Annotated in this window: 21 protein-coding genes; 10 read left to right on the top strand and 11 right to left on the bottom strand. The window is 64.2% G+C overall.

Translation table 11 applies throughout. The features are described from left to right. Position 1 precedes the first annotated feature (1 nt). The 3 genes from CCR82_RS12005 to CCR82_RS12015 all read right to left on the bottom strand — a co-directional run bounded on the left by CCR82_RS12005 (position 2) and on the right by CCR82_RS12015 (position 1,853). Positions 2-982: a DnaJ C-terminal domain-containing protein gene (locus CCR82_RS12005; protein ID WP_201246003.1), complete on the bottom strand. Its 981-nt coding sequence runs from the start codon at positions 980-982 to the stop codon at positions 2-4. A gap of 200 nt (positions 983-1,182) precedes the next feature. Continuing rightward, positions 1,183-1,611 carry a putative toxin-antitoxin system toxin component, PIN family gene (locus tag CCR82_RS12010; RefSeq protein WP_201246004.1) on the bottom strand — a complete coding sequence of 143 codons (429 nt, stop codon included), beginning with the start codon at positions 1,609-1,611 and terminating at the stop codon, positions 1,183-1,185. After that, positions 1,611-1,853, bottom strand: a complete 243-nt coding sequence (locus CCR82_RS12015; protein WP_242513418.1) for a hypothetical protein — start codon at positions 1,851-1,853, stop codon at positions 1,611-1,613. The genes CCR82_RS12010 and CCR82_RS12015 overlap by 1 nt, the downstream gene beginning before the upstream one ends. Positions 1,854-2,041: 188 nt before the next feature. Between CCR82_RS12015 and CCR82_RS12020 the strand changes: the two genes are divergently transcribed. From CCR82_RS12020 to CCR82_RS12045, 6 genes are all read left to right on the top strand, one after another. Next, positions 2,042-3,592 (top strand): 2-isopropylmalate synthase, encoded by a 1,551-nt coding sequence (locus CCR82_RS12020; RefSeq protein ID WP_201246005.1) that lies wholly within the window; start codon positions 2,042-2,044, stop codon positions 3,590-3,592. A 3-nt stretch (positions 3,593-3,595) separates the two neighbouring features. After that, positions 3,596-4,519, top strand: a complete 924-nt coding sequence (locus CCR82_RS12025; protein ID WP_201246006.1) for a uracil-DNA glycosylase — start codon at positions 3,596-3,598, stop codon at positions 4,517-4,519. An 80-nt stretch (positions 4,520-4,599) separates the two neighbouring features. Further along, positions 4,600-4,809: a DUF2281 domain-containing protein gene (locus tag CCR82_RS12030; RefSeq protein WP_201246007.1), complete on the top strand. Its 210-nt coding sequence runs from the start codon at positions 4,600-4,602 to the stop codon at positions 4,807-4,809. Next, complete coding sequence (locus CCR82_RS12035) at positions 4,799-5,218, top strand: PIN domain-containing protein (protein WP_201246008.1); 420 nt, start codon at positions 4,799-4,801, stop codon at positions 5,216-5,218. The genes CCR82_RS12030 and CCR82_RS12035 overlap by 11 nt, the downstream gene beginning before the upstream one ends. Before the next feature lie 45 nt (positions 5,219-5,263). Next, positions 5,264-8,557, top strand: a complete 3,294-nt coding sequence (locus CCR82_RS12040; protein WP_242513419.1) for a DNA methyltransferase — start codon at positions 5,264-5,266, stop codon at positions 8,555-8,557. 4 nt (positions 8,558-8,561) lie between these two features. Continuing rightward, positions 8,562-11,378: a BPTD_3080 family restriction endonuclease gene (locus tag CCR82_RS12045; protein ID WP_201246009.1), complete on the top strand. Its 2,817-nt coding sequence runs from the start codon at positions 8,562-8,564 to the stop codon at positions 11,376-11,378. A gap of 74 nt (positions 11,379-11,452) precedes the next feature. Here the strand turns inward: CCR82_RS12045 and CCR82_RS12050 are convergent, their stop codons facing one another. From CCR82_RS12050 to CCR82_RS12060, 3 genes are all read right to left on the bottom strand, one after another. Beyond that, positions 11,453-12,208: an anaerobic ribonucleoside-triphosphate reductase activating protein gene (locus CCR82_RS12050; RefSeq protein WP_201246010.1), complete on the bottom strand. Its 756-nt coding sequence runs from the start codon at positions 12,206-12,208 to the stop codon at positions 11,453-11,455. A gap of 10 nt (positions 12,209-12,218) precedes the next feature. Continuing rightward, positions 12,219-12,491 (bottom strand): anaerobic ribonucleoside-triphosphate reductase, encoded by a 273-nt coding sequence (gene nrdD, locus CCR82_RS12055; protein ID WP_201246011.1) that lies wholly within the window; start codon positions 12,489-12,491, stop codon positions 12,219-12,221. A gap of 170 nt (positions 12,492-12,661) precedes the next feature. Further along, the gene (locus CCR82_RS12060) at positions 12,662-14,701 is read right to left on the bottom strand and encodes a ribonucleoside triphosphate reductase (RefSeq protein ID WP_201246012.1); all 2,040 of its coding nucleotides are present in this window, start codon (positions 14,699-14,701) and stop codon (positions 12,662-12,664) included. 267 nt (positions 14,702-14,968) lie between these two features. Between CCR82_RS12060 and miaB the strand changes: the two genes are divergently transcribed. Genes miaB through CCR82_RS12080 form a run of 4 tightly spaced genes read left to right on the top strand, consistent with a single transcriptional unit; the run spans position 14,969 to position 18,874 of the window. Further along, positions 14,969-16,366, top strand: coding sequence for a tRNA (N6-isopentenyl adenosine(37)-C2)-methylthiotransferase MiaB (miaB, locus tag CCR82_RS12065; protein ID WP_201246013.1), 1,398 nt, complete (start codon positions 14,969-14,971; stop codon positions 16,364-16,366). 34 nt (positions 16,367-16,400) lie between these two features. Further along, positions 16,401-17,378, top strand: a complete 978-nt coding sequence (locus CCR82_RS12070; protein WP_201246014.1) for a PhoH family protein — start codon at positions 16,401-16,403, stop codon at positions 17,376-17,378. After that, a complete protein-coding gene (gene ybeY / locus CCR82_RS12075) occupies positions 17,341-17,973 on the top strand; it encodes an rRNA maturation RNase YbeY (RefSeq protein ID WP_242513420.1) in 633 nt (210 codons plus the stop codon). The genes CCR82_RS12070 and ybeY overlap by 38 nt, the downstream gene beginning before the upstream one ends. Then, the gene (locus tag CCR82_RS12080) at positions 17,951-18,874 is read left to right on the top strand and encodes a CorC family transporter (RefSeq protein ID WP_201246015.1); all 924 of its coding nucleotides are present in this window, start codon (positions 17,951-17,953) and stop codon (positions 18,872-18,874) included. The genes ybeY and CCR82_RS12080 overlap by 23 nt, the downstream gene beginning before the upstream one ends. Before the next feature lie 52 nt (positions 18,875-18,926). On the opposite strand, the gene CCR82_RS12085 is transcribed toward CCR82_RS12080, so the two are convergent. From CCR82_RS12085 to rsxC, 5 genes are all read right to left on the bottom strand, one after another. Then, on the bottom strand, positions 18,927-19,817 hold the full coding sequence (locus CCR82_RS12085; RefSeq protein ID WP_201246016.1) for a phosphoribulokinase: 891 nt from the start codon (positions 19,815-19,817) through the stop codon (positions 18,927-18,929). 169 nt (positions 19,818-19,986) lie between these two features. Next, the gene (gene rsxE, locus CCR82_RS12090; RefSeq protein ID WP_201246017.1) at positions 19,987-20,709 is read right to left on the bottom strand and encodes an electron transport complex subunit E; all 723 of its coding nucleotides are present in this window, start codon (positions 20,707-20,709) and stop codon (positions 19,987-19,989) included. Next, positions 20,709-21,440: an electron transport complex subunit RsxG gene (gene rsxG, locus CCR82_RS12095; RefSeq protein WP_201246018.1), complete on the bottom strand. Its 732-nt coding sequence runs from the start codon at positions 21,438-21,440 to the stop codon at positions 20,709-20,711. The genes rsxE and rsxG overlap by 1 nt, the downstream gene beginning before the upstream one ends. Before the next feature lie 27 nt (positions 21,441-21,467). Next, entirely contained in the window at positions 21,468-22,532 is a 1,065-nt protein-coding gene (gene rsxD / locus CCR82_RS12100) for an electron transport complex subunit RsxD (RefSeq protein ID WP_201246019.1), read from the bottom strand. Positions 22,533-22,543: 11 nt separating this feature from the next. Further along, complete coding sequence (rsxC, locus tag CCR82_RS12105; protein WP_201246020.1) at positions 22,544-24,382, bottom strand: electron transport complex subunit RsxC; 1,839 nt, start codon at positions 24,380-24,382, stop codon at positions 22,544-22,546. Positions 24,383-24,416 lie beyond the last annotated feature (34 nt).

Consider the following 24,416-nt stretch of genomic DNA (forward strand, 5'->3'; position numbering starts at 1 on the left):
CTCAAACCCCCAGCGTTGCACGCGGATTGAAGGACGTGAAGTGCTCGGCCATGGCCTCGAAAGCCGCCTGCGCCTCGGCGCTATCGGCGGGCGGATTGCGGATCTCGAGCTGCACCAAGGCATCGCCAGCGGGCTTGCCAGGCAGGCCCCGGCCTTTGAGCCGCAGGCGCTGACCGCTCTGCGAGCCGGCCGGGATCTTGAGGCTCAGGGTGCCGCCGAGCGTCGGCACCGGCACGCTCGCCCCACGCGCCGCCTCCCAGGGGGCGATCGGCAAGGTCAGATGGATGTCCTTGCCCTCGGCGCGAAAGATCGGATGCGGCTCGAACGCGACCTCGAGGAAGAGATCGCCCGCCTGAGCACCACCGCCGAATCCGGCGCCGCCTTGACCGGCCAGGCGGATCTGTTGGCCCTCGGTGATCCCGGCCGGGATGCGCACATTCAGGGTCTTGGTGCGCCTCGTCACCTGGCCCTGGGCATCGATGTCTGGGACCTCGAGGCGCAACTGGCGCGTCCCGCCCTTGTACGCCTCCTCGAGCGAGAGACGAATGCGCGCGTTCTGGTCGGAACCGCGCCCGGCAAATGGATCAGCATGCATACCGGCACCACCAACACCGCTGGAACGGCCGGCGCGAGCACCGCCCATGCCCCCCATGCCAAAGAGACTGGAGAAGAAGTCGCTGAATTGGTCCGCCTCCTCCTGCGAAAACCCTTCGGCGCGCCCCCGCGCCCCACCACCCGGCGGTGGGCGGACGTGATCGCCCGACTGCCACCCGCTGCCGAGCGCATCGTACTGCGCCCGCTTCTCCGGGTCCTTCAAGACCTCATGGGCCTCGTTGACCTCTTTGAAGCGTGTCTCGGCATCCGGCTCCTTGCTCACATCCGGATGGTACTTGCGCGCCAGCTTGCGATAAGCCGCCTTGATCTCGTCGGGCTTGGCCTCGCGCGAGACGCCGAGGATCTTGTAGTAATCCTTGTATTCCATCGTGACTGTCGACTCGTAGAACCATTGGATTCAGCCCTGATGGTAACTCGATGCGCGCCTGAACCACAGTGGCGCTCCATGCGATCCTTGACCAGATGCCGACAGGCACCTCCGATCACACCGGTAGCGATCGGAAAGCCGGCCTCCAGGTAGGCATCGTAGGCCATGTGATGGCGGGCCTGGCCCCGGCGGTGCTTGTGCTAGCCTTCTGGCGCGACCAAGGTTTGCGGGGCAACTGCCTGCGCAAAAGCACGCACGCTTAGGATGGGGGTCGCGATCAGCGCCTGTGCCTCGCTGAAATCGCCATCCCCGGTGATCAAATAATCCGCTTCGCCAGCGGCCGCGCACATCAGAAAAGGCGCATCCTTGCGATCACGCGGGAAGTCGATGTTGCCCCTCGCTTCGATCATCTGCGTATCGGCCGCGAGCAGTTCCAACCACCAGTCGATGGTTGCGCGAGGTAAGCTGAATTTCGGACGCTGAATGACCGCGCTGTATTCGGCCATGATCTCGGGGGTCACCAACCACTCGATATCCGAATGCCCCAAGCACCACAGCAGCACCCGTTCGGGCAGACGATCCCGAATCACCGCCGATACCAGAAGATTGGTGTCGATCACTACCCGCATCAGCGCCCGCTGCGCTGCGCGTCGATTTCGGCTGCAATATCCTCGTCGGTCAGTACCGCCGACTGGGGCAGGCTCTGCACATGGCGCATCAGCGCACGCCAGCTTTCGGTGCGCTCTTCAGGCTGGCGCGTTTGATCGACCACCAGCACTTCCAGCAAGGCGCCTTCGGGAAAAGGCATGCCTTCCAGCACAACACGGCTTGAAGCATCCATGCGGACGTAGGTCTTGTAGGCATTCATCATGATTCTTCGACATTGGCGCGGCACAGCTCAAGGGGCAAGTGTAGCCGATTCATCACACCATCACCCATCCTGCAACATCGGCAACAGCGAGCGACGAAGGTTAGAATCAACGCCCTTTCCCCTGGTCCAAACGCGATCGGCGGCGATCCCGCTCGCGCGAGCCCAACCCACTGCACCGAGACCCACTCATGAGCGACAAAGAACACCTGATCATCTTCGACACCACGCTGCGCGATGGTGAGCAGAGCCCGGGCGCGTCGATGACCCGTGACGAGAAGGTGCGCATCGCCACCGCCCTCGAGCGGCTGCGGGTCGACGTCATCGAGGCCGGCTTCCCGGCCGCCAGCACCGGTGACTTCGAGGCCGTGCAGGCGGTCGCGCGCGCGGTCAAAGACAGCACCGTCTGCGGGCTTGCGCGCGCGCTCGAGGGCGACATCGACCGCGCCGGCGAGGCGCTCAAGGACGCCAACGCTGGGCGCATCCACACCTTCATCGCCACCTCGCCGATCCACATGGAGAAGAAGCTCAAGATGAGCCCGGACCAGGTGGTCGAGCAGGCCGTGATCGCGGTCAAGCGCGCGCGCCAGCACTGCGATGATGTCGAGTTCTCGCCCGAGGACGCCGGCCGCTCCGAGATCGATTTCCTCTGTCGCATCCTCGAGGCCGTGATCGACGCCGGCGCCCGTACCCTCAACATCCCCGACACCGTCGGCTACGCGGTGCCGCATCAATTCGGCAGCCTCATCGCCCAGCTGCGCGAGCGCATCCCGAACGCCGACCAGGCCATCTTCTCGGTGCACTGCCACAACGACCTCGGCCTTGCGGTCGCCAACTCGCTCGCGGCGGTGGAGCACGGCGCGCGCCAGGTCGAATGCACCATCAACGGCCTCGGCGAGCGTGCCGGCAACGCCGCGCTGGAGGAAGTCGTGATGACGGTGCGCACGCGCCAGGATTATTTCCCGTGCGACACCCGGCTCGACACCACCCAGATCCTCAACTGCTCGCGCCTGGTCTCGGGCATCACCGGCTTCCCGGTGCAGCCGAACAAGGCCATCGTCGGTGCCAATGCCTTCGCCCATGAGTCGGGCATCCATCAGGATGGTGTGCTCAAGCATCGCGAGACCTACGAGATCATGCGCGCCCAGGATGTCGGCTGGCAGCAGAACCGCATGGTGCTCGGCAAGCACTCGGGTCGCAACGCCTTCCGCGCCCGGCTCGAGGAACTGGGCGTGCAGCTCGCCACCGTCGAGGAGCTGAACGAGGCCTTCCGCCGCTTCAAGGATCTGGCCGACAAGAAGCACGAGATCTTCGATGAAGACCTGCAGGCGCTGGTCACCGATGCCACCCTCGGCAGCGCCAACGAGCGCGTCAAACTGGTCTCGATGCGGGTCTGCTCCGAGACCGGCGAGACACCGCGCGCCGATCTGGTGCTGAGCGTCGATGGCGAGGAAGAGCCCGGCACCGCGATCGGTGGCGGCCCGGTCGATGCGACCTTCCGCGCCATCGAGTCGATCATCAACAGCGGCACCACGCTCAAGCTCTACTCGGTCAACGCCATCACCAGCGGCACCGATGCCCAGGGCGAGGTCACGGTGCGGCTCGAGCGCGGCGGTCATGTGGTCAATGGCGCGGGCGCCGATACCGACATCGTCATCGCCTCGGCCAAGGCCTATCTGAACGCGCTCAACAAGCTCAGCAGCGCCAGAGAACGCGCGCATCCGCAGACCGGTGATGTTTGAGCCATGGATGAAGCACGCCGCTTGCACTATCTGGCGGCCATGGGCATCGAGGTCTGGCAGCCGCGGGTCGCCGGCGAATCGGCCGCAGCGACAGTGCCGGCCCCTGAGCCGAAATCAGCGCTGGAACCCGCGCCGCTGCTGGCCGATCAGGATGCCGAACCGGCACCCCAGCCAGCACTGACAGCGCAGCCGACGACGGGCGCAACCGGTGCGCAAGCGGCGTTGCAAGCGATCGCGCGCGCCTCATTGGCTCGCAAAACCCAAGCAGCGGTGCCAGCGGCAACGTCCCATTCAGCACCAGCCGCCGCGGCCGCCGCTGCCACCGCTGCCACTGACGAACAGCGCCAGATCACCGGCATGGACTGGGACACCCTTGCGGCCTGCGTTGCCGAGTGCCGCCGCTGCCCCCTCTGCGAGACCCGGACCAAGACGGTGTTTGGGACCGGAGATCGGCACGCCGAACTGCTGTTCGTCGGCGAAGGTCCAGGCCAGGACGAGGACCAGCAGGGCGAACCCTTCGTCGGTCGCGCCGGGCAGCTCCTCAACAAGATGCTCGCCGCCATTGGGCTCGCGCGCGAGCAGGTCTATATCGCCAACATCGTCAAATGCCGCCCACCGCGCAACCGCAACCCCGCGCCTGAGGAGGCCAGCGCCTGCCGCCCCTACCTCGAGCGCCAGATCGCGCTGCTCGAGCCCAAGCTCATCGTCAGCCTCGGCGCCGTCTCGGCCAACAACCTGCTCGGCAACAGCGAGGCGGTCGGGCGCATGCGCGGCAAGCACCATCATTATCAGCCCGGCGATGGCGCCGAACCGATCCCGCTGCTGGTCACCTATCATCCATCGTATTACCTGCGCAGCCCGGCCGAGAAGGCCAAGGGCTGGCAGGATTTGCAGCGGATCATCACCCTGTTGAGGGAACGGCGCTGAGAGCGGAGCATCGGAGCATCACCGCCGAGGTATCAAAGAACTGCCTCGGCATCAATTTTTATGATGAGCACCAAGACAACATGAATACCATCGACCAGATCAGCCGCGAGTCAAGTCAACTCCCCCCTGAGGCCCAATTCGAGGTGCTTGACTTTGTCCGTTTTTTACAAGGCAAAATCAAACAACAACCCATCGTTGAAGAAGACGATGAGCTAACGCGGCTACTGTCCAATCCGCTACAGGTCAAAGCGGCCCGCCCGCTCCATCGGGACGAAATCTATGACCGCTGAGCGTAGCTTCGTCGACACAAATATCTGGTTCTACGCTTTCGTGTGCGGCGAATCTGAAGACGATCAGCGTAAAAACAAGATCGCCCAACACCTCGTCAAAAGTCGGCGTGAATTAAGCATTCAGGTGATCAATGAGCTCAGCGTAAACCTGATCCGCAAAGCAAAATATAACGAACCCGAACTTCAAAAATTGATTGAGAGCTTTTTCTACCATCACAGGGTTCACGCATTAACTCGCCAAACTCTAACCTGCGCATCAACCATCCGCAGCCGATATGCCATCAGCTTTTGGGACAGCCTCATTGCTAGCACAGCACTGGAAAACGATTGCGCGACGCTCTACTCCGAAGACATGCAAAATGGTCTCGTCATTGATCATTCACTGACAATCATCAATCCTTTCACATAAACGAAACCAGTCGTCGATTCTTCAAAAACGGAGCCGCAGCACAGGATGTTCGACCACCTCACCGACCTGATTTTCTCACTCACGCCCGAGGATGGTTCCTCGATCGGCAACGGCGCGATGCTGGCGCTGCTGCGCGAGCGCATGCCGGAGTTGACGGACGAGGACTATCAAGCCGCGCGCAACAGGCTGATCGAGGCCGACCGGCTCGGCCGAGGCCGAGGGCGAGGTGGGTCGATCTTCCGAATCATCGAGCGCGAGGCGAGCACGAATGACGCCGGGCGAGCGCCAGACCCAGCGCCTGCGTCAACGCCAGGACAAGCAGAAGGACAAGCGCCAGAAGCAAACCCGAAGCCAGCCTCACAGCAAGACCAACCCAGTGACGACTTCGGCTTGAGCCTCATCGAGGCGCCGACACCAAAACTGCGCAAGACGACCACGGGCGCAAAACCGGCCAAGCGCAAGCCGGACGCTCCCACACAGGTGCTCAGTTATCGCCACGGCGAGACCCGCGTCAACAATCCCGAGGTTGGGATGGTACATGCCGGGACCGACCCGGACGGCGACAAGACCCGCTGGGCCTACGACCCGCACCTGGACCCGGCGCTGAACTTCGACAGCGCCCGAGCCAGCATCGAGCAACTGATCGACGACGCGCTCGCCTCCGATGATCCCGACCGGATGCGCGACGCCTTGCACGAGCTGAAGCGGCTGCAGGCGCCCTATTTGAACTGGACCGGCAAGGCCGAGCGGACATCGTTCGAGATCGACACCGTCTCGCTGCATGTCCATGAGCGGGTGGACCCGGCGACGATCCTGGCCAACGCGGCGAAGCGGCTGCAGGGCAAGGACGCGGACCATCAATGGCGCCAGCCGGATCTGTTCGCGGCACCGTTCGAGAACCTGCCACTGCGCCAGGCGCTGGACTTCTACCACCACGAAAAGGGCTGGTCGAATCGGCTGGTGGCCGGCGACTCGCTGCTGGTGATGAACTCGCTGCTGACCAAGGAAAGCCTGGGCGGCAAGGTGCAGATGATCTACATCGACCCGCCCTACGGCATCAAATACGGGTCGAACTTCCAGCCCTTCACCAATAAGCGCGACGTCAAGGACCGCTTGGACGCCGACCTCACCCAAGAGCCCGAGATGATCAAGGCGTTTCGGGACACATGGGAGCTGGGCATCCACTCCTATCTCACCTATCTGCGCGATCGGCTGCTGCTGGCGCGGGAATTGTTGAGCGAGAGTGGGTCGGTGTTTGTGCAGATTGGCGATGAAAACTTCCACACCGTCAGGAATCTTTTGGATGAAGTCTTTGGCTCAGAGAACTTCGTGGCTCAAATTGCCTTTAAGGCCACCGACCCACTCGGGCAGAAGGGCTTGGCAAAGGTCTACGACCATATCTTATGGTATGGGAAGTCACTTGCTGAGCTGAAGTTTCGTCAGATCTATCGCCCCCGCGATGTTAGCGACGATCGGGAATACCGATTTATTGATCCAATAATTTGGGAAGAAACGCCGACCGACCGAAAGAGCCAGGATTTCCTTGATCGAGTCTATCGACGGAGAAATGCCACTTCTTCAGGGTTCACTCCTTCCTGCACTTTTGACTTGCCATTCCTGGGGATGATGTTCCCGCCTTCTGGCAATAAGAGTTGGTCAAGCAACTACGAGGGAATGACCCGTGTAATCAAAGGCAATCGCCTTTTCCAGCTTGGCAAGGACCCTTACTACAAGCAATATCAACGCGATTTTCCACTCTCCCAGTTTGATAACTGCTGGACTGACAAGCCTGCAGCGCAGGGCAAGAGATACGTCGTTGAAACGGCAGTGAAGTTCATCGAACGCTGCCTCCTCATGACCACCGACCCCGGCGACCTCGTCCTCGATCCCACCTGTGGCTCGGGCACCACGGCCTATGTCGCCGAGAAATGGGGCCGGCGCTGGATCACCTGCGACACCTCGCGCGTGGCGATCACGTTGGCCAAGCAGCGGCTGATGACCGCTTCCTTCGACTATTACGCACTGCGCTATCCCCAGGAAGGCCTGAAGGGCGGATTCGACTACGAGACGGTGCCGCACATCACGCTCAAGTCCATCGCCAACAACCCCGACATCGACCGCATCCACGACGAGGAGCATCCGAAGATCGCCGCCGCGCTCGATGCCCTGAATGCCGCGCTGACCGCCAACCCACCCACACCCCTCAAGCCCACGCAGGGCGTGCGCAAGGGCAAGCCAGTCGACTTTGCCAAGGGCGAGACCCTGCACGAATGGGAGGTGCCCTTCGACTGGCCGGAGGATTGGCCCGAACCCACCCGCGCGCCCTTCGAGGCCTTCCACGCTGCGCGTCAGGCGATGCAGCGCCGGATGGATCAATCCATCGCCGACCATGCCGAGCAGGAGACGCTCTACGACAAACCGCGCATCGACAAGACCAAGCTGCGCATCTGCGGTCCGTTCTCGGTCGAGGCGGTGCCAGCACCGACCGTGCGCTCACTGGATCAGCCCCTGCCGCCGCAAGCGGCCGACGCCAGCATCGCCCGCTCCGGCGAGACCTCGCGCCAGGCGCTCTGGCGCGACGAGCTGCTCAAGACCGGCGTGCGCGGCAAGGGCGGCGCCCTACTGCGCTTCGCCGAATTCGAGACCCTGCCTGGACTGAAAAACCTCCATGCCAGTGGCGCGCTGGCCGAGACCGGCGAGCGCATCGTCGTCAGCTTCGGCCCCGAGCACGCGGCGCTGGAGCAGCGGCAGGTGGAGCTGGCACTGACCGAGGCCGAGAGCCTGCGTCCGTCGCCGAAGTTCATCCTGTTCTGCGCCTTCACCTTCGACCCCGAGGCGGCGAAGGACATCGACGAGGTCAATTGGCCCGGCGTGACCCTGCTGAAGGCGCAGATGAACACCGACCTGCTGACCGAGGATCTGAAGAAACAGCGCGCCTCGAACCAATCCTTCTGGCTGATGGGCCAGCCGGATGTCGAGCTGCGCCAGCGCCCGGATGGGCGGTGGGAGGTCGAGGTCAACGGCTTCGACTATTTCGACCCGCGCGCCGGTGATCTGGTCTCAGGCGGCAAGCAGCAGATCGCGATGTGGTCGCTCGATACCGACTACGACAATCGCTCGCTGATGCCGCATCAGGTCTTCTTCCCGCTGGCCGATGCCAAGGGCGGCTGGCATCGGCTGCGCAAGACGATCCGCGCCGAGCTGGACGAGGAGCTGCTGGCGCGCTTCCACGGCACCCGCTCGCTGCCGTTCGCGGCCGGCGAGCATCGGCGCATCGCGGTCAAGATCGTCGATGATCGCGGGATCGAATCGCTGAAGATCCTAGCGCTCGAGGACTGAGCCAGTGTCGCTGATCATCAATTCGCCGTACCTCTGCCCGACCCAGCACTGGATCGACGGCGAGGGCGGCCAGCTCGCGATCAAACCCGAGCGGCGGCCAGCGAGCTACGAGGTCTTCGACGCGCGCAACCATACCAAGCGCACCGAGGTGCTGGCACTGGTCAACAGCATCCGCGCCCGGGTCGACGCCTGGCGCGCCGCCGACTGGCCCGGTATCACCATCATCACGCGCAAGCTGCTCGAGCACTGGCACGCGCGCACCGGCGAGCTACTGGCCTCGGTGGACAAGACGCCCGAGCCGCCCTACCCCTTCTATTTCTGCCAGCTCGAGGCCATCGAGACCCTGATCTGGTGGATCGAGGGCGCGGCCGCCTACAAGCAGGGCATCGCGATCCCCGGCGATGGCGGCCCCTGGCCGCGGCTGTGCAACAAGATGGCCACCGGCGCCGGCAAGACCACGCTGATGGCGATGATCATCACCTGGCAGGTCCTGAACGCGCTGACCTACCCGAAGCGCCGCAAGGATTTCAGCCGCGCGGTGCTGATCGTCACGCCGGGGCTCACCGTAAAGGAGCGGCTGCAGGTGCTGCTGCCGCGCGCGGGCAGCTACTACGACAGCTTCAATCTGTGCCCGTCCGAGGCGCTGCGCCAGAAGCTCAATCAGGCCGAGGTGCTGATCGAGAACTGGCATACGTTGATGCCGCTGAAGGAGGCCGACCGCTCGGTGGTCAAGAAAGGCCGCGAGTCGGACGAGGCCTATACCCGCCGGGTGCTGGGCAAGCTGAGCCAGTACAAGGATCTCATCGTCATCAACGACGAGGCGCACCATGCCTATCGCAAGCCGGCCGAGCTGAAGATCAGCAAGCAGCGGGCCGCCGAACAGGGCATCGACCTAGACGAGGCGACGCGCTGGATCGAGGGCCTGGACCGCATCCACGAGACTCGTCGCATCCAGCGCTGCTTCGATCTCTCGGCGACTCCCTTCGCGCCGACCGGCAAGAAGAGCACGGATACGGCACTGTTCGACTGGATCATCTCGGATTTCGGCCTCAACGACGCGATCGAGGCCGGTCTGGTCAAGACCCCGCGCGTGGTGGTACGCGATGATGCGCTGCCCGACGCCAAGACACTGCGCTCGAAGCTCTATCACCTCTATCGCGACCCCTCGGTTGCCGAGGATCTGAATCGGGCCAAGGCCGAGCCGCACGAGGCGCTGCCGAAGCTGGTGCAGGATGCCTACACCCTGCTCGGCGCCGACTGGCGCGACACCCGGCGACAGTGGCGCGACGCCGGCCATGTCTCGCCCCCGGTGATGCTGACGGTCTGCAATCGCACCGAGACCGCAGCGCGCATCGAGCACTCTTTCAACCAGGGCGACGCGCACTGGCCCGAGCTGCAGGCGCCGACGCGCACCTTGCGCGTCGACTCCAAGGTGCTGGACAAGGCCGAGGTCGGCGAGACCGCGACCGCCGACAAGGATTACGAGACGCGCCTGCGGGCGATCATCGCGGCGGCGGATCTGCCCGACACCCGCCGCCAACAACTGCTGGCGCTGAAGAAGGAGGAGCTACTGCGCGAGATCGTCGATAGCGTCGGCAAGCCGGGCGCGGCCGGTCAGGATCTGCAGAACGTCATCTCGGTGGCGATGCTCTCCGAGGGCTGGGATGCGAAGAACGTCACCCACATCATGGGGCTGCGCGCCTTCACCTCGCAGCTGCTCTGCGAGCAAGTAGTAGGCCGTGGCCTGCGCCGCGTGTCCTATGACACCGACGCCAATGGGCTGTTCTTGCCCGAATACGTCAATGTCTTCGGCGTGCCGCTCTCGATCTCGGAGACCGGCGATGGCGGCGATCCGCCGCCGCCACCCAAGCCGACGACGCAGATCGAGGTCATCCCCGAGCGGGCGCATCTGGAGATCCGCTGGCCGAATGTGCTGCGGATCGAATCGGTCGTGACGCCACAGCTGACGATCGACTGGGACCAGGTCGCGCCCTTGGTGCTCGATCCCGCCAGCACGCCGATCAGCGCCGAGCTGGCCCCGGCGCTCGGCGGCGCCACCGACATGGGTAAGGTCACCGCCATCGACCTGGAACAACTGCCGGATGGATTCCGGCTGCAACGGCTGATGTTTCAGGCCACCCGCAAGGCCTGCGCCGAGCTGCGCCACGGCTTTTCCGGCACGCCAGACTATTTGGCGGTGCAGCTGGTGCGGATCATCGAGGCGTTTCTGCGCTCCGACCGGTTGCGGATTCCATCGCGCTTCCACTCGGACCCGCTGCGCCGGCGCATCCTCATCGCCCTCAACATCGACCTGCTGGTGCAGCACCTGCTCAGCCAGGTGCGCGAGCAGAACACCGAGCAGCTGACACCGGTCTTCGACGAAGAGGATCCGATCGGGGCGACCAGTCAGATGCGGACCTGGTACACGAGCAAGCCCTGTTTCCCAACGCAGAAGTCACAGATCAGCCATCTGGTTGGAGACTCGGCCTGGGAGGGCCATGCAGCGAATGTTCTGGAGTCGCGCGATGAGGTCATCGCCTACGCCAAGAACGATCATCTCGGCTTTCAGATCTACTACCTGTGGGCCGGCTCAAGGCGGCGCTATGTGCCGGATTTCCTGATCCGTCTCGCCAACGGCCAACAGCTCGCGCTCGAGATCAAAGGCACCGACAGCCCGCAGAATCAGGCCAAGCGCGAGGCGCTGAGCGAATGGGTCAGCGCCATCAACAGCAGCGGCGGCTTCGGGCACTGGGCCTGGGATGTCGCCTTTCAGCCCAGTGAGGTGCAGGACATCATCACCAAGCATGCGGAAGCGCGTTGATGGACCGCCCCTCTTTCGTTCAGCAAGGCGCGATCTGGCATTACATCATCACCAGCATAACGCCAGCATCGCCTTCAGGCCGCGCGCAGCTCGAAATGCAGGAATGGATTGGGCAGTCCGCCCTCAGGGTCCTCAAGACTCGCGGCATTGGATAGCGCATGCTTGGAAAAATGACGCAGTTGATGGCACAGCGCGGGCTCCAGCAGATGAGCGGATTGTGCCTGCTGCAAGGCGTAATGGGTCACGCCGGCCTTGGCCAGCTTGTGCATCAGCCGAGAGAGATAGGCATCGTCATCGAGCCCCGGCATCGGTGTGGTCCGTACCTCCAGTGAGACCCTGGCTTCGAGCAGCAGCGCCAGGCTCTGCCAAGCCTGCTCGCCAGAGCCGGGCACACCGGTCACCTGGGGATAGTCTTCGGGTAAGGCCTTGATATCCAGCCCGACCCAATCGAGCAGCGGCAGCAGGCTGGGCAAGCGCTGCGGATAAGGACCACCGGTATGCAGCCCAACCTTGAAGCCGAGCGCGCGCACCTCGGCCATCGCAGCGGCGAGCGCGGACTGCGCGGTCGGCTCGCCGCCGCTGAAGACCACCGCATCGAGCAGACCACGGCGAGATTTCAGCCGCTCGAGCACCTCGGCCCAGGTGATCGCCTCCCGCCCCCTGCCCTCGGGCGCGGCCTCCAGCAGATCGCCGTTATGGCAATACGGGCAGCGCCAAGGACAGCCTTGGCAGTAGACCACGGCCGCGAGTTCGCCCGGATAATCGACGCTGGTCAGCGGCGTCAGTCCGCCGAGCTGGAGCGCATTGGCAGCGGGCTGGGGCTGGATCATGGCCTATCGCTCAGGCGGCTTCGCGCTGTGTGTCCTCGCAACACCGTTCTTCGGAGTGCGTCTCTGCGAAATGCGGATGTGAGCGCTGGTCCACGCTCTGGCGCGCATCCGGGCGACCGGCAGGCCGCTCCTGAAAATAGGTGCGCTCCTGATGCTCGGCCTGCTTGCCGCGATTGAAGGCGGAGACTGGCCGGTGATACCCCATCACCCGGGTCCAGACCTCACAGCGGGTGCGCTCTTCGTCGCGCAGCTCGATGGTCGGTTCGACGGTGTTCTCTTTCATCTCGTACTCCTCTAATCGTGTAGCGATTGATCGCGATACTGCGGTCTGCGTGTCGACCGCTATCGCTTGCTCAGTTTTGCGTTGGATGTTGCTTGCCCCGCGAGGGCCGGCCCGTGCTGGGATCAGCACCCTCGAGAGCCGACGCGACCGACAGCCTGCGTGGCGAGCACTCAGGCCGTCGCCGCTTGCAGCTCGGCGCGTTTTTTCTCGATCAGCTCGGCATCGCACTTGGGACAGAATTCGTGCTCGCCGGCAAGATAGCCATGGGTGGGACAGACCGAGAAGATCGGCGTCACCGTGATATACGGTAGCCGAAAGTGGGTCAGCGCGCGCTGGACGAGGCGCTTGCAGGCCTCGGTCGAGCCGATACGCTCACCCATGTACAGGTGCAGCACGGTGCCGCCGGTGTACTTGGTTTGCAGCGCATCCTGCGCCGCCAGGGCCTCGAAGGCGTCGTCGGTGTAGCCGACCGGCAGCTGCGAGGAGTTGGTGTAGTACGGCGCCTCCTCGGTTCCGGCCTGCAGGATGCCCGGGTAGCGCTTCTTGTCCTCGCGCGCGAAGCGATAGGTCGTGCCCTCGGCCGGCGTCGCCTCCAGGTTATACATATGCCCAGTCTCTTCCTGGAACTCGACCATCCGCGCACGCACGTGATCGAGCAGTCGGCAGGCGAAGGCATGGCCCCACTCGGTGGTGATGTCGTCGGTATCCGCCGTGAAGTTGCGGATCAGCTCGTTGATGCCATTCACGCCGAGCGTGCTGAAGTGATTGCGCAGGGTGCCGAGATAGCGCTTGGTATAAGGGAAGAGCCCGGCATCCATGTGGCGCTGGATCACCTTGCGCTTCAGCTCCAGGCTCTTCTTCGCCAGCTCCATCAGCTCATCGAGGCGCCGCAGCAGCCCGGCCTCGTCGCCGCGATGGGTATAACCGAGCCGCGCGCAGTTGATGGTCACCACGCCGAGCGAGCCGGTCTGCTCAGCCGAACCGAACAGGCCATTGCCGCGCTTGAGCAGCTCGCTGAGATCGAGCTGCAGCCGGCAGCACATCGAGCGCACCATGTTCGGCGACAGCTCGGAATTGAGGAAGTTCTGAAAATAGGGCAAGCCATATTTGGCCGTCATCTCGAACAGATGCTCGGCATTCTCGCTATCCCAGGGGAAATCCTCGGTGATGTTGTAGGTCGGGATCGGGAAGGTGAAGATGCGCCCCTTGGCATCGCCCTCGGTCATCACCGCGATGTAAGCGCGGTTGATCATGTCCATCTCGGCCTGCAGCTCGCCGTAGGTGAACGGCTGCTCGACGCCACCGATCACCGGCACCTGCTCGCGCAGATCCTCCGGGCAGACCCAATCGAAGGTGAGATTCGTGAACGGCGTCTGTGTGCCCCAACGCGACGGCACATTGAGGTTGTAGATCAACTCCTGGATGTACTGCTTGACGCGCGGATAGTCGAGCCCATCGACGCGAATATAGGGCGCCATGTAGGTATCGAAGCTCGAGAACGCCTGCGCACCAGCCCACTCGTTCTGCAAGGTGCCGAGGAAATTGACGATCTGCCCGACCGCGCTCGACATGTGCCTGGGTGGCCCGGCCTCGACCCGGCCCGGCACGCCATTCAGCCCTTCAGCCAGCAGTGTGCGCAACGACCAACCGGCGCAATAGCCGGCGAGCATGTCGAGATCATGGATGTGCATATCGCCCTCGCGATGCGCCTCGCCGACCTGCGGCGGATAGACATGCGAGAGCCAGTAGTTGGCGATCATCTTGCCCGAGGTGTTCAGGATCAGCCCGCCGAGTGAATAGCCTTGGTTGGCATTGGCCGAGACCCGCCAGTCGGAGCGATCCAGATACTCGTTGATCGAGCTGGTGACATCGACCAGCGTGCGACGATCGGCGCGCAGCTTGGCGCGCTGCTCGCGGTAGACGATGTAGGAGCGCGCGGTCTCGAAATGGTTGGCGCTGATCAGGGTCTGCTCGACGACATCCTGGATGCCCTCGATGTCCGGGCTGCGGCTCTCGCCATACCGATGCGCGAGCACCTTGATCACTTGCGCGGTCAGCAGTTGCGCCTCCATCTCGCCGAACTCCCCAGTCGCCTGTCCGGCGCGCACGATCGCCGACTCGATCTTCGAGGCGTCGAAGACGACCTGCTCGCCATCGCGCTTGGTGACGCGGGTTGGCAGGGTCGCAAGCGAGGAGGCGGAGGTCGACATGATTTGGAGATTCCCGAACGAAAGACACAAGATATTGTGTTCGAGAGTATACCTAGGCCCAGATGTAGATGATCGCCCAGATTCCATCACATTGATTCACATCAGCCCGAACGCTGATCGTCGGTCCGTGATCGATCGCCGCGGGGGGTATCGCGATGCGCCACCGGCGAGGCGAAAACCGATTGATTCGGCTCGGCTTGACACCATGATCCCCTTTCCCGAGGATGGCCCACTCGCGCCTTTGCCCGACGCCCACCACAAGAGCCCATGCCCCGCAAAGTCTTCATCCAAACCTACGGCTGTCAGATGAACGAGTACGACTCGTCACGGATGGCCGATCTGCTGCGTGAATCGCATGGGCTCGAGCGCACCGAGCGGCCCGAGGAGGCCGATGTGCTGCTGATGAACACCTGCTCGATCCGCGAGAAGGCACAAGAGAAGGTCTTCTCCCAGCTCGGGCGCTGGCGGCCCTGGAAACAGGCGCGGCCCGAGCTGGTCATCGGCGTCGGCGGTTGCGTCGCCAGCCAGGAAGGCGACGCGATTCGCGAGCGCGCGCCCTATGTCGACCTGGTGTTCGGCCCGCAGACCCTGCATCGGCTGCCGGCGATGCTCGACGCGGTCGCGCAACGACAGCAGCCGCAGGTCGATATCAGCTTCCCGGAGATCGAGAAGTTCGACCGCCTGCCCGAGCCGCGCGCCGATGGCCCGAGCGCCTTCGTCTCGGTGATGGAGGGCTGCTCCAAGTATTGCACCTATTGCGTGGTCCCCTACACGCGCGGCGAGGAGGTCAGCCGACCCTTCGACGACGTCATCGCCGAGGTCGCCAGCCTCGCCGAGCAGGGCGTGCGCGAGATCCATCTGCTCGGGCAGAACGTCAACGCCTATCGCGGCCCGATGCACGATGGCGAGTGCGCCGATCTGGCGCTGTTGATCCGCTATTGCGCGGCCATCGAGGGGATCGATCGCATCCGTTTCACCACCTCGCATCCAGTCGCGTTTTCGGACAGCCTGATCGAGGCCTATGCCGAGGTCCCGGAACTGGTCAGCTTCCTGCACCTGCCGGTGCAGAGCGGCTCGGACCGCATCCTCGGGTTGATGAAGCGTGGCCACACCGCGCTCGAGTACAAGGACAAGATCCACCGACTGCGGCGCGCGCGCCCCGAGATCAGCCTCTCCTCGGACTTCATCGTCGGCTTCCCCGGCGAGACCGAGGCCGATTTCGAGGCCACCCTGCGTCTGATCGATGAGATCGGCTTCGACCAATCCTTCAGCTTCCTCTATAGTGCGCGCCCGGGAACCCCCGCCGCCGACTACCCAGACTTGGAGCTGGATGTGGTCAAGCAGGAACGCCTGGCGCGGCTGCAGCAACGGATCAACCAGCAGGCGCAGCAGATCAGCCGGCGAATGGTGGGCCAGGTGCAGCGGGTGCTGGTCACTGGCCCCTCGCGCAAGGATCCGAGCCAACTCGCCGGGCGCACCGAGAACAATCGGGTGGTCAACTTTAGCGGTCCACAGGCGTTGATCGGCGACTTCGCCGACCTGCTCATCACCGAAGCGTTGCCAAACTCCTTGCGCGGCGCGCTTCAACAGACCCCGCCGGTCGCACCGGCGGGACCGATCGGCCTCGCGCCCGAGACCCGGCTCGGCGGCGGCGCCAGGCTGTAAGTTCGCCGCCATGCCACCTCAGCGACCGCCACCATTGATCCAACAACCCATCACGATCGATCTCAGCCTCGCACCCGAAGACAATGTGCGATTGGCCAACCTCTGCGGCCAGTTCGATTCGCATCTGCGCCTGATCGAGCGCCGTCTCGGCATCGAGATCGCCAACCGCGGCATGAGCTTCCGCGTCATCGGTGAGCGCCAGGCCGCCGAGGCCGGCGCCCAGGTGCTCGAGCGACTCTATGCGGCGAGCGCCGAGGAGGCGCTCGTCGCCGAGCGCATCCATCTGGAACTGGTCGAGTCTGGCGCCGATGCGGTTGCCGCAGCCAGCGCCGACGCCCTTCCCGAGCTGATCATCAAGACCAAGCGCGGGCTGATCAAGCCGCGCGGCGCGATGCAGCTCAGCTATATGCACGCGATCCTGCGCAACGACCTCAATTTCGGCGTCGGTCCCGCCGGCACCGGCAAGACCTATCTTGCCGTCGCCTGCGCCATCGAGGCGCTCGAGACCGAGCGCGTGCGCCGGCTGCTGTTGGTGCGTCCGGCGGTCGAGGCCGGCGAGCGACTTGGCTTCCTGCCCGGCGATCTGGCGCAGAAGATCGACCCCTATCTGCGCCCGCTCTACGATGCCCTGTTCGAGATGCTCGGCTTCGAGAAGGTCAACAAATTCATCGAGCGCAACGTGATCGAGGTCGCGCCGCTCGCCTACATGCGCGGGCGCACGTTGAACGATGCCTTCATCATCCTCGACGAGGCGCAGAACACCACGCCCGAGCAGATGAAGATGTTCCTGACCCGGATCGGTTTCGGCTCCACCGCCGTGGTCACTGGCGATGTGACCCAGGTCGACCTGCCGCGTGGTCAGCCCTCGGGGCTGCGGCAGGTGATCGAGATCCTGCGCGCGGTGGAAGGCATCAGCTTCACGTTCTTCAGTGCCCGCGATGTGGTGCGCCATGCGCTGGTGCAACGCATCGTCAATGCCTACGACGCCCATGACCGCGACCAAGGTGTCTAAGCCGGCGGCGCCAACCGAGGCGCAGGCGCGAGAGGATCGATCAGCCTCGAGGCTTTTTCTCGACCTGCAGCAAGGGCCTCTCGATGCGCAACAGCGTGCGGTGCTCCCCGCAGCCGCCGACTTACAGCGCTGGACCCTGGCCGCGCTCGATCCTCGGCGCTCGCCCCGTCATGCGCGCATCCACTGGCCAGTGGAGCTGACCATTCGCATCACCGACGAGGCCGAGAGTGCGGCACTCAATCAGCGTTATCGCGGGCGCTCGGGGCCCACCAATATCCTCTCGTTTCCGTTCGAGCCCCCTCCCGGACTCGATTCCGGGCAGTCGGTGGACGCCGGCATCAATGCCCTGCTCGGGGATCTGGTGATCTGCGCGCCCCTCGTGCGTCGCGAGGCGGCCGACCAGGGCAAGACCGAGACCGCCCATTGGGCGCATCTGGTGGTGCACGGTGTACTGCACCTGCTCGGCTTCGATCACCTCACCGCCGCCGAGGCCGCGCCGATGGAAGCGCTGGAAATCACCATCCTGGCCGCGCTAGGATTCTCAACACCTTACGAAGTCAACGACGACGCCCATGACGAGCGACGACGGATCTAGCAACGGCGCCCCGGCCAGTCAGGGCTGGCTGCGGCGTCTCAGTCTCGCCGGGCTCCTGCGGCGCTTCGCCCGCTCCGAGCCCAAGAACAAAGAACAGCTCGCCGAACTCCTGCAACAGGCCGAAGGTCGAGGGCTGCTCGATCGCGACGCCCTCGGCATGATGGAAGCCGTGCTGCAAGTCGCCGACCTGCGCGTTGGCGACATCATGATCCCGCGCGCCGAGATGGTGCGCATCCGCCGCGATGACCCGCTCGAGCGCATCCTGGCCATTGCCGTGGACTCCGCGCATTCACGCTTCCCGGTGACCGGTGACGACAAGGGCGAAGTGGTCGGCATCCTGCTGGCAAAAGACCTGCTGAGCTATTGCGCCGAGGCCAATCGGCGCTCCTTCAACATCCGCGACCATGTGCGCCCCGCGATCTTCGTGCCGGAGAGCAAGCGGCTCAATGTGCTGCTCAAGGAGTTCCGGGCGAGCCGCAATCACATGGCGATCGTCGTCGACGAGTACGGCTCCGCCGCCGGCCTGGTCACGATCGAGGATGTACTCGAGCAGATCGTCGGCGATATCGAGGACGAGCACGATTTCGATGAAGGCGCCTTCATCTACAAACGCGGCCAAGGCGAGTACACGGTCAAGGCGCGCACCTCGGTCGAGGAGTTCAACGACTACTTCGGCTGCGCGCTCGACGGTGGCGATCTGGATACGATGGGGGGGCTCGTCGTGCATGCGCTCGCGCATCTGCCAGCACGAGGCGAGCGCGTCGAGATCGGCGGATTCCGCTTCACGATCCTGCGCGCCGACAGCCGCCGGGTCCATCTGTTGACGGTACGCCCGCCGGCCCATCCCGAAGCGCCGCCGCCGGATGATAGCGCGCGCAGTGCGGCCACAGCGTCATCCTGAGCCAGGAGAGGGCCGCCGAGCGCTCGCAGGCGCCCAGCGCGCGCCTTGCGGATCAGACGTTGCGGGCCGCCATCATGCGCTCGATGATCGGCTGCAGGATGACCTCCATCGCAAAGCCCATCTTGCCACCGGGCACGACGATGGTATTGCGCCGGGACATGAACGAGTCCTTGAGCATCGACAGCAGATAGACGAAATCCACATCGAACTTTTCCGGCTCCTTGAAGCGGATGACGACGAAGCTCTCATCCGGGGTCGGGATATCGCGCGCGATGAATGGATCGGAGGTATCGACGGTCGACACACGCTGGAAATTGATATCGGTGCGCGTGAACTGCGGCGTGATGTGGCGGATGTAATCCGGCATCCGGCGCAGGATGGTATCGACGATGGCCTCGGCCGAATAGCCGCGCTCGGCGTTGTCGCGGTGGATCTTCTGAATCCATTCCAGGTTGACGATCGGCACCACGCCGATGCCGAGGTCGACATGCCGCGCCACATCGGCCTCGTCGGTCTTGGCCAGACCGTGCAATCCTTCATAGAACAACAGATCGGTCCCCGCCGGCACCTCTTCCCAAGGCGTGAACTCACCCGGCGAGAGGTTCGTGCCCAGGCGTTCGTTGTGATGCGCGGCCTCTTCATCGCTGTGGATGTAGTAGCGCTTCTTGCCGGTACCGGTATCGCCATAGCTGCTGAACAACTCGGCGATCAGGTCGAAATGGTTGGCCTCGGGTCCGAAATGGCTCAGGTTCCGATGCTCCTCGGCGGCCTTGGCCATCTCGGCCTTCATATCCTTGCGGTTATAGCGATGGAAGCTATCCCCTTCGATGACGGCGGGGTTGATGCCATCGCGATAGAAGATGTGCTCGAAGGCGCGCTTGACCGTCGTCGTCCCCGCGCCAGAGGACCCGGTAACGGCAACGACTGGATGCTTTTTCGACATGCGTAACTCCCCGTCTTTCTTGAGATACTGCCAGCTGCAAACGTGATGGGGCTTGCGGTTGCTGGCGTGACTGAAAAGCCTGAAATTAGATCAGCGCGCAAATATACCACTTCCCAGGCAAACGTCTGGGACGTGGCGTACTCAAGAACAGACGGTGGGCATCCCGAGTTCAGCCGTTGGAGGGTGCAACTTCACCCGCTGCCGCCTCTGGGGCGACACGCTCGGCAGAGACAGGGCGCTTCCGCCGCAGCCGCTCGATACGCTTATCGATCAGGTTCTTGATCGCGATCATCAGCCCAAGACCGATGAAGGCCCCTGGCGGGAGGATCGCCAGCAACGCCCCTTGAAAGTCTTCTCCAAGATCGAGACCAATACCCTGGGCGCCAGCACCGAGCAACAGATCGGCCTGATAGAACAGGGTGCCTTGGCCGAGGAATTCCCGCAACCCGCCGAGCACCATCAGCACCAGCGTGAAGCCGAGCCCCATCGCCAGCCCATCGACGATGGCCCGATCCAGCGGGGCCTTGGAGGCAAAGGCCTCGGCCCGGCCGATGATCGCGCAGTTGGTCACGATCAGCGGGATGAAGAGCCCCAACACCAGATAAAGTTCATAGAACTGCGCCTGCATGGTCAGCTCGACGGCGGTCACGAACGAGGCGATCACCAGCACGAACACCGGCAGGCGCACCTCTGGGCGGACCAGATTACGGATCAGCGAGATGGTCGCGTTCGAGAGCACCAGCACGGTCGTCGTCGCCAGCCCCATACCGAGGCCGTTGGTCGCCGTGGTGGTGACCGCAAGCAGTGGGCAGAGCCCGAGCAGCGCGACCAGGGCCTGATTGTTGCTCCAGAGCCCATCACCAACCAAGCCGCCATAACCCTTCTCCGCCATCAGGAGGCCTCCTTCGCGGCCGCTGCTGACGCTGGCGAGGGCGCGACCTGTTTAGCCTGCTGACTGGCCGCAGCGGCCTGCATCGGCTCCGCCGCCTCATCGGTCGTTCCCTCGGCGGGCTGCGCATAGAGCGACTCGCCATGGCGCTGCACGAAGAGCAAGGTGCCCTTGACCGCGTTGACCACCGAGCGCGGGGTAATGGTGGCACCGGTGAACTGATCGAAGACGCCGCCGTCACGCTTGACCGTCCAGTCCTCGAGCGGCGGCTCACCCAGCGAGCGGCCCTCGAACTGCTCGACGATCCAGTCATCCTTGCGCTCCTCGATCTTATCGCCCAGCCCCGGCGTCTCGTGATGCTCGATCACGCGCACGCCGCCGAGCGAGCCGTCGCGCAACACCGAGACCAGCAGTTTGATCGGGCCGGCGTAGCCATCGGGGACGATCGGTTTGAGGATCACCGCGACCGGCTCATCGCCATCGCGCACGCGATAGACCTCGGTGACCTGACCACCGAGCAGCTCGGGGGCGCTGACCTCGATGCGATCGGCGAGCGGATCGTTCGACATGCGCCCGGCCGGCACGATCGCCTTGAGCTTGGCGAGCATCGCCTCGCGCTGGTTCTCGGCGATGCGGGCATCGGTCAACTCGTGCGTGACCGCAACGAGACCGACACCGCCGACCGCGAAGCTGCCGAGGATAAATGCGGCGATGAGGATGGGAGCCTTTTTCATGATCGTTGTCCTTTGACTGCAGTGGACTCAAGCCTTTTTGCGCGCGCTGCGGCGCTGGCCGAAAACGCGCGGCTGAGAGTATTGATCGATGGTCGGCACAGCGATGTTCATCAAAAGGACCGCGAAGGCGACGGCATCCGGATAGCCGCCCCAGGTGCGGATCGCAAAGATGATCACCCCAATCGCGGCCCCGTAGATCAACTGTCCGCGGCGGGTGGTGCTGGCCGACACCGGATCGGTGGCGATGAAGAATGCACCGAGAATGGCGCCGCCCGAGAACAGATGGAAGGCCGGGAACGGATAAAGCTGGGGATCAAGCAGCCAGAACAGCGCCGAAGCGCTCAACAGTCCGCCGAGCACCGCCACCGGGATATGCCAGGTAATCACGTGTTGCCTCAGTAGATAGATCCCGCCGAGCAGGAATCCAGCCGCGACCCATTCCCAGCCGCGCCCGCCGAAAACGCCCCAGAGCGGGCTGCTGGCGCGGATCTCATCGATGCGCTGGCCCTGATCGAGCAAGGTGCGCATCTCGTCGAGCGGCGTCGCTGCGGTGATCGCATCCCAGCTCAATCCCTCGGGCAGCGCACCGGTAAAGACCAGGCGTGCCGAGTCGATCAACGACAGCGTGCTGAGATCACGCGCCTCGAGCAAGGCCGAGACATCCGGTGGCAACCAACTCGTCGTCGCCACCGGATACGAGATCAACAAGAACACATAGCCGGCCATGGCCGGATTGAATGGGTTGTAACCAATACCGCCATAGAGCTGTTTGACGATCAGGATCGCGAACAGAATGCCGATCAGCGTCATCCACCAGGGCAACGTCGGCGGGATCGTCAAGGCAAACAGCAGCGCGGTCACCACCGCGCTGTAGTCCTTGATCGCTGGCAACACCGGGCGCCTGCGCAGGAGCAACGCCAGGGCCTCGGCGATCACGGCGAAGACCGTCGCCAGGGCCATGTTGATCAGCACGCCCCAGCCGAAGAACCAAACCATGACCAGGGTACCGGGCACCAGCGCCAGGGACACTTGCAGCATCACCTGATCAACGCGGTTTACGCGCGCGCTATGCGGCGAGGAAACGAAAGACATGGCCACTCGATTTACTCCTGACCGGCCGCAGCCGTCTCACGTCGCTCGAGCAGCGCACCATCCGGCTCGTCGACAGGCGCTGCGGCCGCGCGATTCTGCACCGGCGTGTTGCCCGTTGGGTTGTCAGCAGCGTGGTCAGAAGCGCTCCCGGAAGCATTTCCTGGGGCGTGTTCCGGAACACGTTGGGTGACAGGCCGAGCGGTTTGCTGCGTTTGCTCAACCGTGGATTTCTTTTCGGCCGCGCGCCGGCGCGCGGCCTCGATCGCCGCCTGTTTATCGGCCTTATCGGCCTTATCGGTCTTGCCAGCCGTGTCGTCCTTGCCGCTCTTGTCGCCCTTCGGCGCGCCGCCACCTGCGGCCACCGCCTCCTTCTTCTTGCGCAGTTTCGCCTTGCGCTCGCGCTCCTGGCGCTCGAGCCGGGCCTCGCGCGCGGCATGGCGCTCGCGGGCGTGGTCCGCGGCGCGTTTCTCCTGCTCGCGCGCCCAGCTCTCGGTCTTGGCGAAACGATAGTACTGCACCAACGGGATATGCGACGGGCACACATGCGCGCAGCAGCCACACTCGATGCAGTCGAACAGGTTGTAGTCCTGCACCTTGTCGAGTTCCTTCGCGCGCGCGTGCCAGTAGAGCTGCTGCGGCAGCAGGTTGGCCGGGCAGACCTCGGCACAACGCCCACAGCGGATACAGGGCAAGGGCGCGCCCGGGTCCGGGCTCTCGGCCGGTGTCAGCGCCAGCAGACAGTTGGTCGCCTTGGTGATCGGGACCGCATCGGTCTCGAGGCGAAACCCCATCATGGGCCCGCCCGCGACCAGCTTGGCGAGATCGCCGCTGTAGCCACCGCTGGCGGCGATCAGCGACTCCGCCGGCGTGCCGATCGGCACCCGATAATTGCGCGGCTCGACCACGCCACGGCCGGTGACGGTGACCAGGCGCTCGATCAGCGGCTGGCCGCGCAAGACCGCATCGGCCACCGCCGCCGCCGTGCCGACGTTCTGACAGACGACGCCGATCTGCGCCGGAATCCCGTGGCTCGGCACCTCCCGGCCGGTGAGGATGCGGATCAGCTGTTTCTCGCCACCGCTCGGGTACAGCGTCGGCACCACCACCACCTCGACCCGCGCGCCGAGTTCGGTCGCATCGATCGCGCGGCGCAGCGCCGTGGCGGCCTCGGGTTTGTTGTCCTCGACACCGATCAGCGCCTGCTTGGCCTTGATCAGATGCAACATGATGCGCACGCCATCGAGGATGTCGGCGGCGCATTCGCGCATCAGCAGATCGTCGCAGGTGATATAGGGCTCGCACTCGGCGCCGTTGATCACGAGGGTATCGATGGGCTGATCCTGGCCCGGATTCAGCTTCACGCTCGACGGAAACGAGGCACCGCCCATGCCGACGATACCGCTCGCGCGGATGCGTTCGCGCACCTCGGCCACCTCGCAGGCGTCGATCTCAGCGGTGGAGGCGGCCAGCGGCGCGGGCAGCTCGCCCCAGCGATCCTCGCCATCGGTCTCGATCACCACGCACGGCGCGCTGAGCCCCGAGGGATGCGGGATCGGACGCGGCTCGATGGCCACCACGGTGCCCGAACGCGAGGCATGGATGGGGGCGCTGATATAGCCTTGGGGTTCGGCGATCAGCTGTCCCTTGAGCACCTGATCGCCCACCGCGACCCGACAGCGCGCCGGGGCGCCGATGTGCTGCTGCAGAGGCAGCACGAGCTGAGGCGGTTGTGGGGCGTCGACGACAGGCCCGCGATTGGAGAGGGTTTTTTCATCCGGCAGATGGACGCCACCGTGGAACTGCCACAGCTTGCGTTGACCATTGCCGAGGAGCGATCTGAGACCTGACATCTGGTAAAGCGTGCTCGTTGTTGGAAGCGGTTGA

Origin of the sequence: Halochromatium salexigens (assembly GCF_016653295.1) — a bacterium.
In the GTDB taxonomy this organism is placed as follows: Bacteria; Pseudomonadota; Gammaproteobacteria; order Chromatiales; family Chromatiaceae; genus Lamprobacter; species Lamprobacter salexigens.

Excerpts from the sequence above, each read along its gene's own strand:
- ybeY (WP_242513420.1), top strand. The coding sequence starts at position 17,341 with ATGCCTACGACGCCCATGACCGCGACCAAGGTGTCTAAGCCGGCGGCG.
- CCR82_RS12085 (WP_201246016.1), bottom strand. The coding sequence starts at position 19,817 with ATGTCGAAAAAGCATCCAGTCGTTGCCGTTACCGGGTCCTCTGGCGCG.
- CCR82_RS12005 (WP_201246003.1), bottom strand. The coding sequence starts at position 982 with ATGGAATACAAGGATTACTACAAGATCCTCGGCGTCTCGCGCGAGGCC.
- nrdD (WP_201246011.1), bottom strand. The coding sequence starts at position 12,491 with ATGAAAGAGAACACCGTCGAACCGACCATCGAGCTGCGCGACGAAGAG.
- CCR82_RS12060 (WP_201246012.1), bottom strand. The coding sequence starts at position 14,701 with ATGTCGACCTCCGCCTCCTCGCTTGCGACCCTGCCAACCCGCGTCACC.
- CCR82_RS12080 (WP_201246015.1), top strand. The coding sequence starts at position 17,951 with ATGACGAGCGACGACGGATCTAGCAACGGCGCCCCGGCCAGTCAGGGC.
- CCR82_RS12030 (WP_201246007.1), top strand. The coding sequence starts at position 4,600 with ATGAATACCATCGACCAGATCAGCCGCGAGTCAAGTCAACTCCCCCCT.
- rsxD (WP_201246019.1), bottom strand. The coding sequence starts at position 22,532 with ATGTCTTTCGTTTCCTCGCCGCATAGCGCGCGCGTAAACCGCGTTGAT.
- miaB (WP_201246013.1), top strand. The coding sequence starts at position 14,969 with ATGCCCCGCAAAGTCTTCATCCAAACCTACGGCTGTCAGATGAACGAG.
- CCR82_RS12015 (WP_242513418.1), bottom strand. The coding sequence starts at position 1,853 with ATGATGAATGCCTACAAGACCTACGTCCGCATGGATGCTTCAAGCCGT.
- CCR82_RS12040 (WP_242513419.1), top strand. The coding sequence starts at position 5,264 with ATGTTCGACCACCTCACCGACCTGATTTTCTCACTCACGCCCGAGGAT.
- rsxE (WP_201246017.1), bottom strand. The coding sequence starts at position 20,709 with ATGGCGGAGAAGGGTTATGGCGGCTTGGTTGGTGATGGGCTCTGGAGC.
- CCR82_RS12035 (WP_201246008.1), top strand. The coding sequence starts at position 4,799 with ATGACCGCTGAGCGTAGCTTCGTCGACACAAATATCTGGTTCTACGCT.
- rsxC (WP_201246020.1), bottom strand. The coding sequence starts at position 24,382 with ATGTCAGGTCTCAGATCGCTCCTCGGCAATGGTCAACGCAAGCTGTGG.
- rsxG (WP_201246018.1), bottom strand. The coding sequence starts at position 21,440 with ATGAAAAAGGCTCCCATCCTCATCGCCGCATTTATCCTCGGCAGCTTC.
- CCR82_RS12025 (WP_201246006.1), top strand. The coding sequence starts at position 3,596 with ATGGATGAAGCACGCCGCTTGCACTATCTGGCGGCCATGGGCATCGAG.
- CCR82_RS12010 (WP_201246004.1), bottom strand. The coding sequence starts at position 1,611 with ATGCGGGTAGTGATCGACACCAATCTTCTGGTATCGGCGGTGATTCGG.
- CCR82_RS12020 (WP_201246005.1), top strand. The coding sequence starts at position 2,042 with ATGAGCGACAAAGAACACCTGATCATCTTCGACACCACGCTGCGCGAT.
- CCR82_RS12050 (WP_201246010.1), bottom strand. The coding sequence starts at position 12,208 with ATGATCCAGCCCCAGCCCGCTGCCAATGCGCTCCAGCTCGGCGGACTG.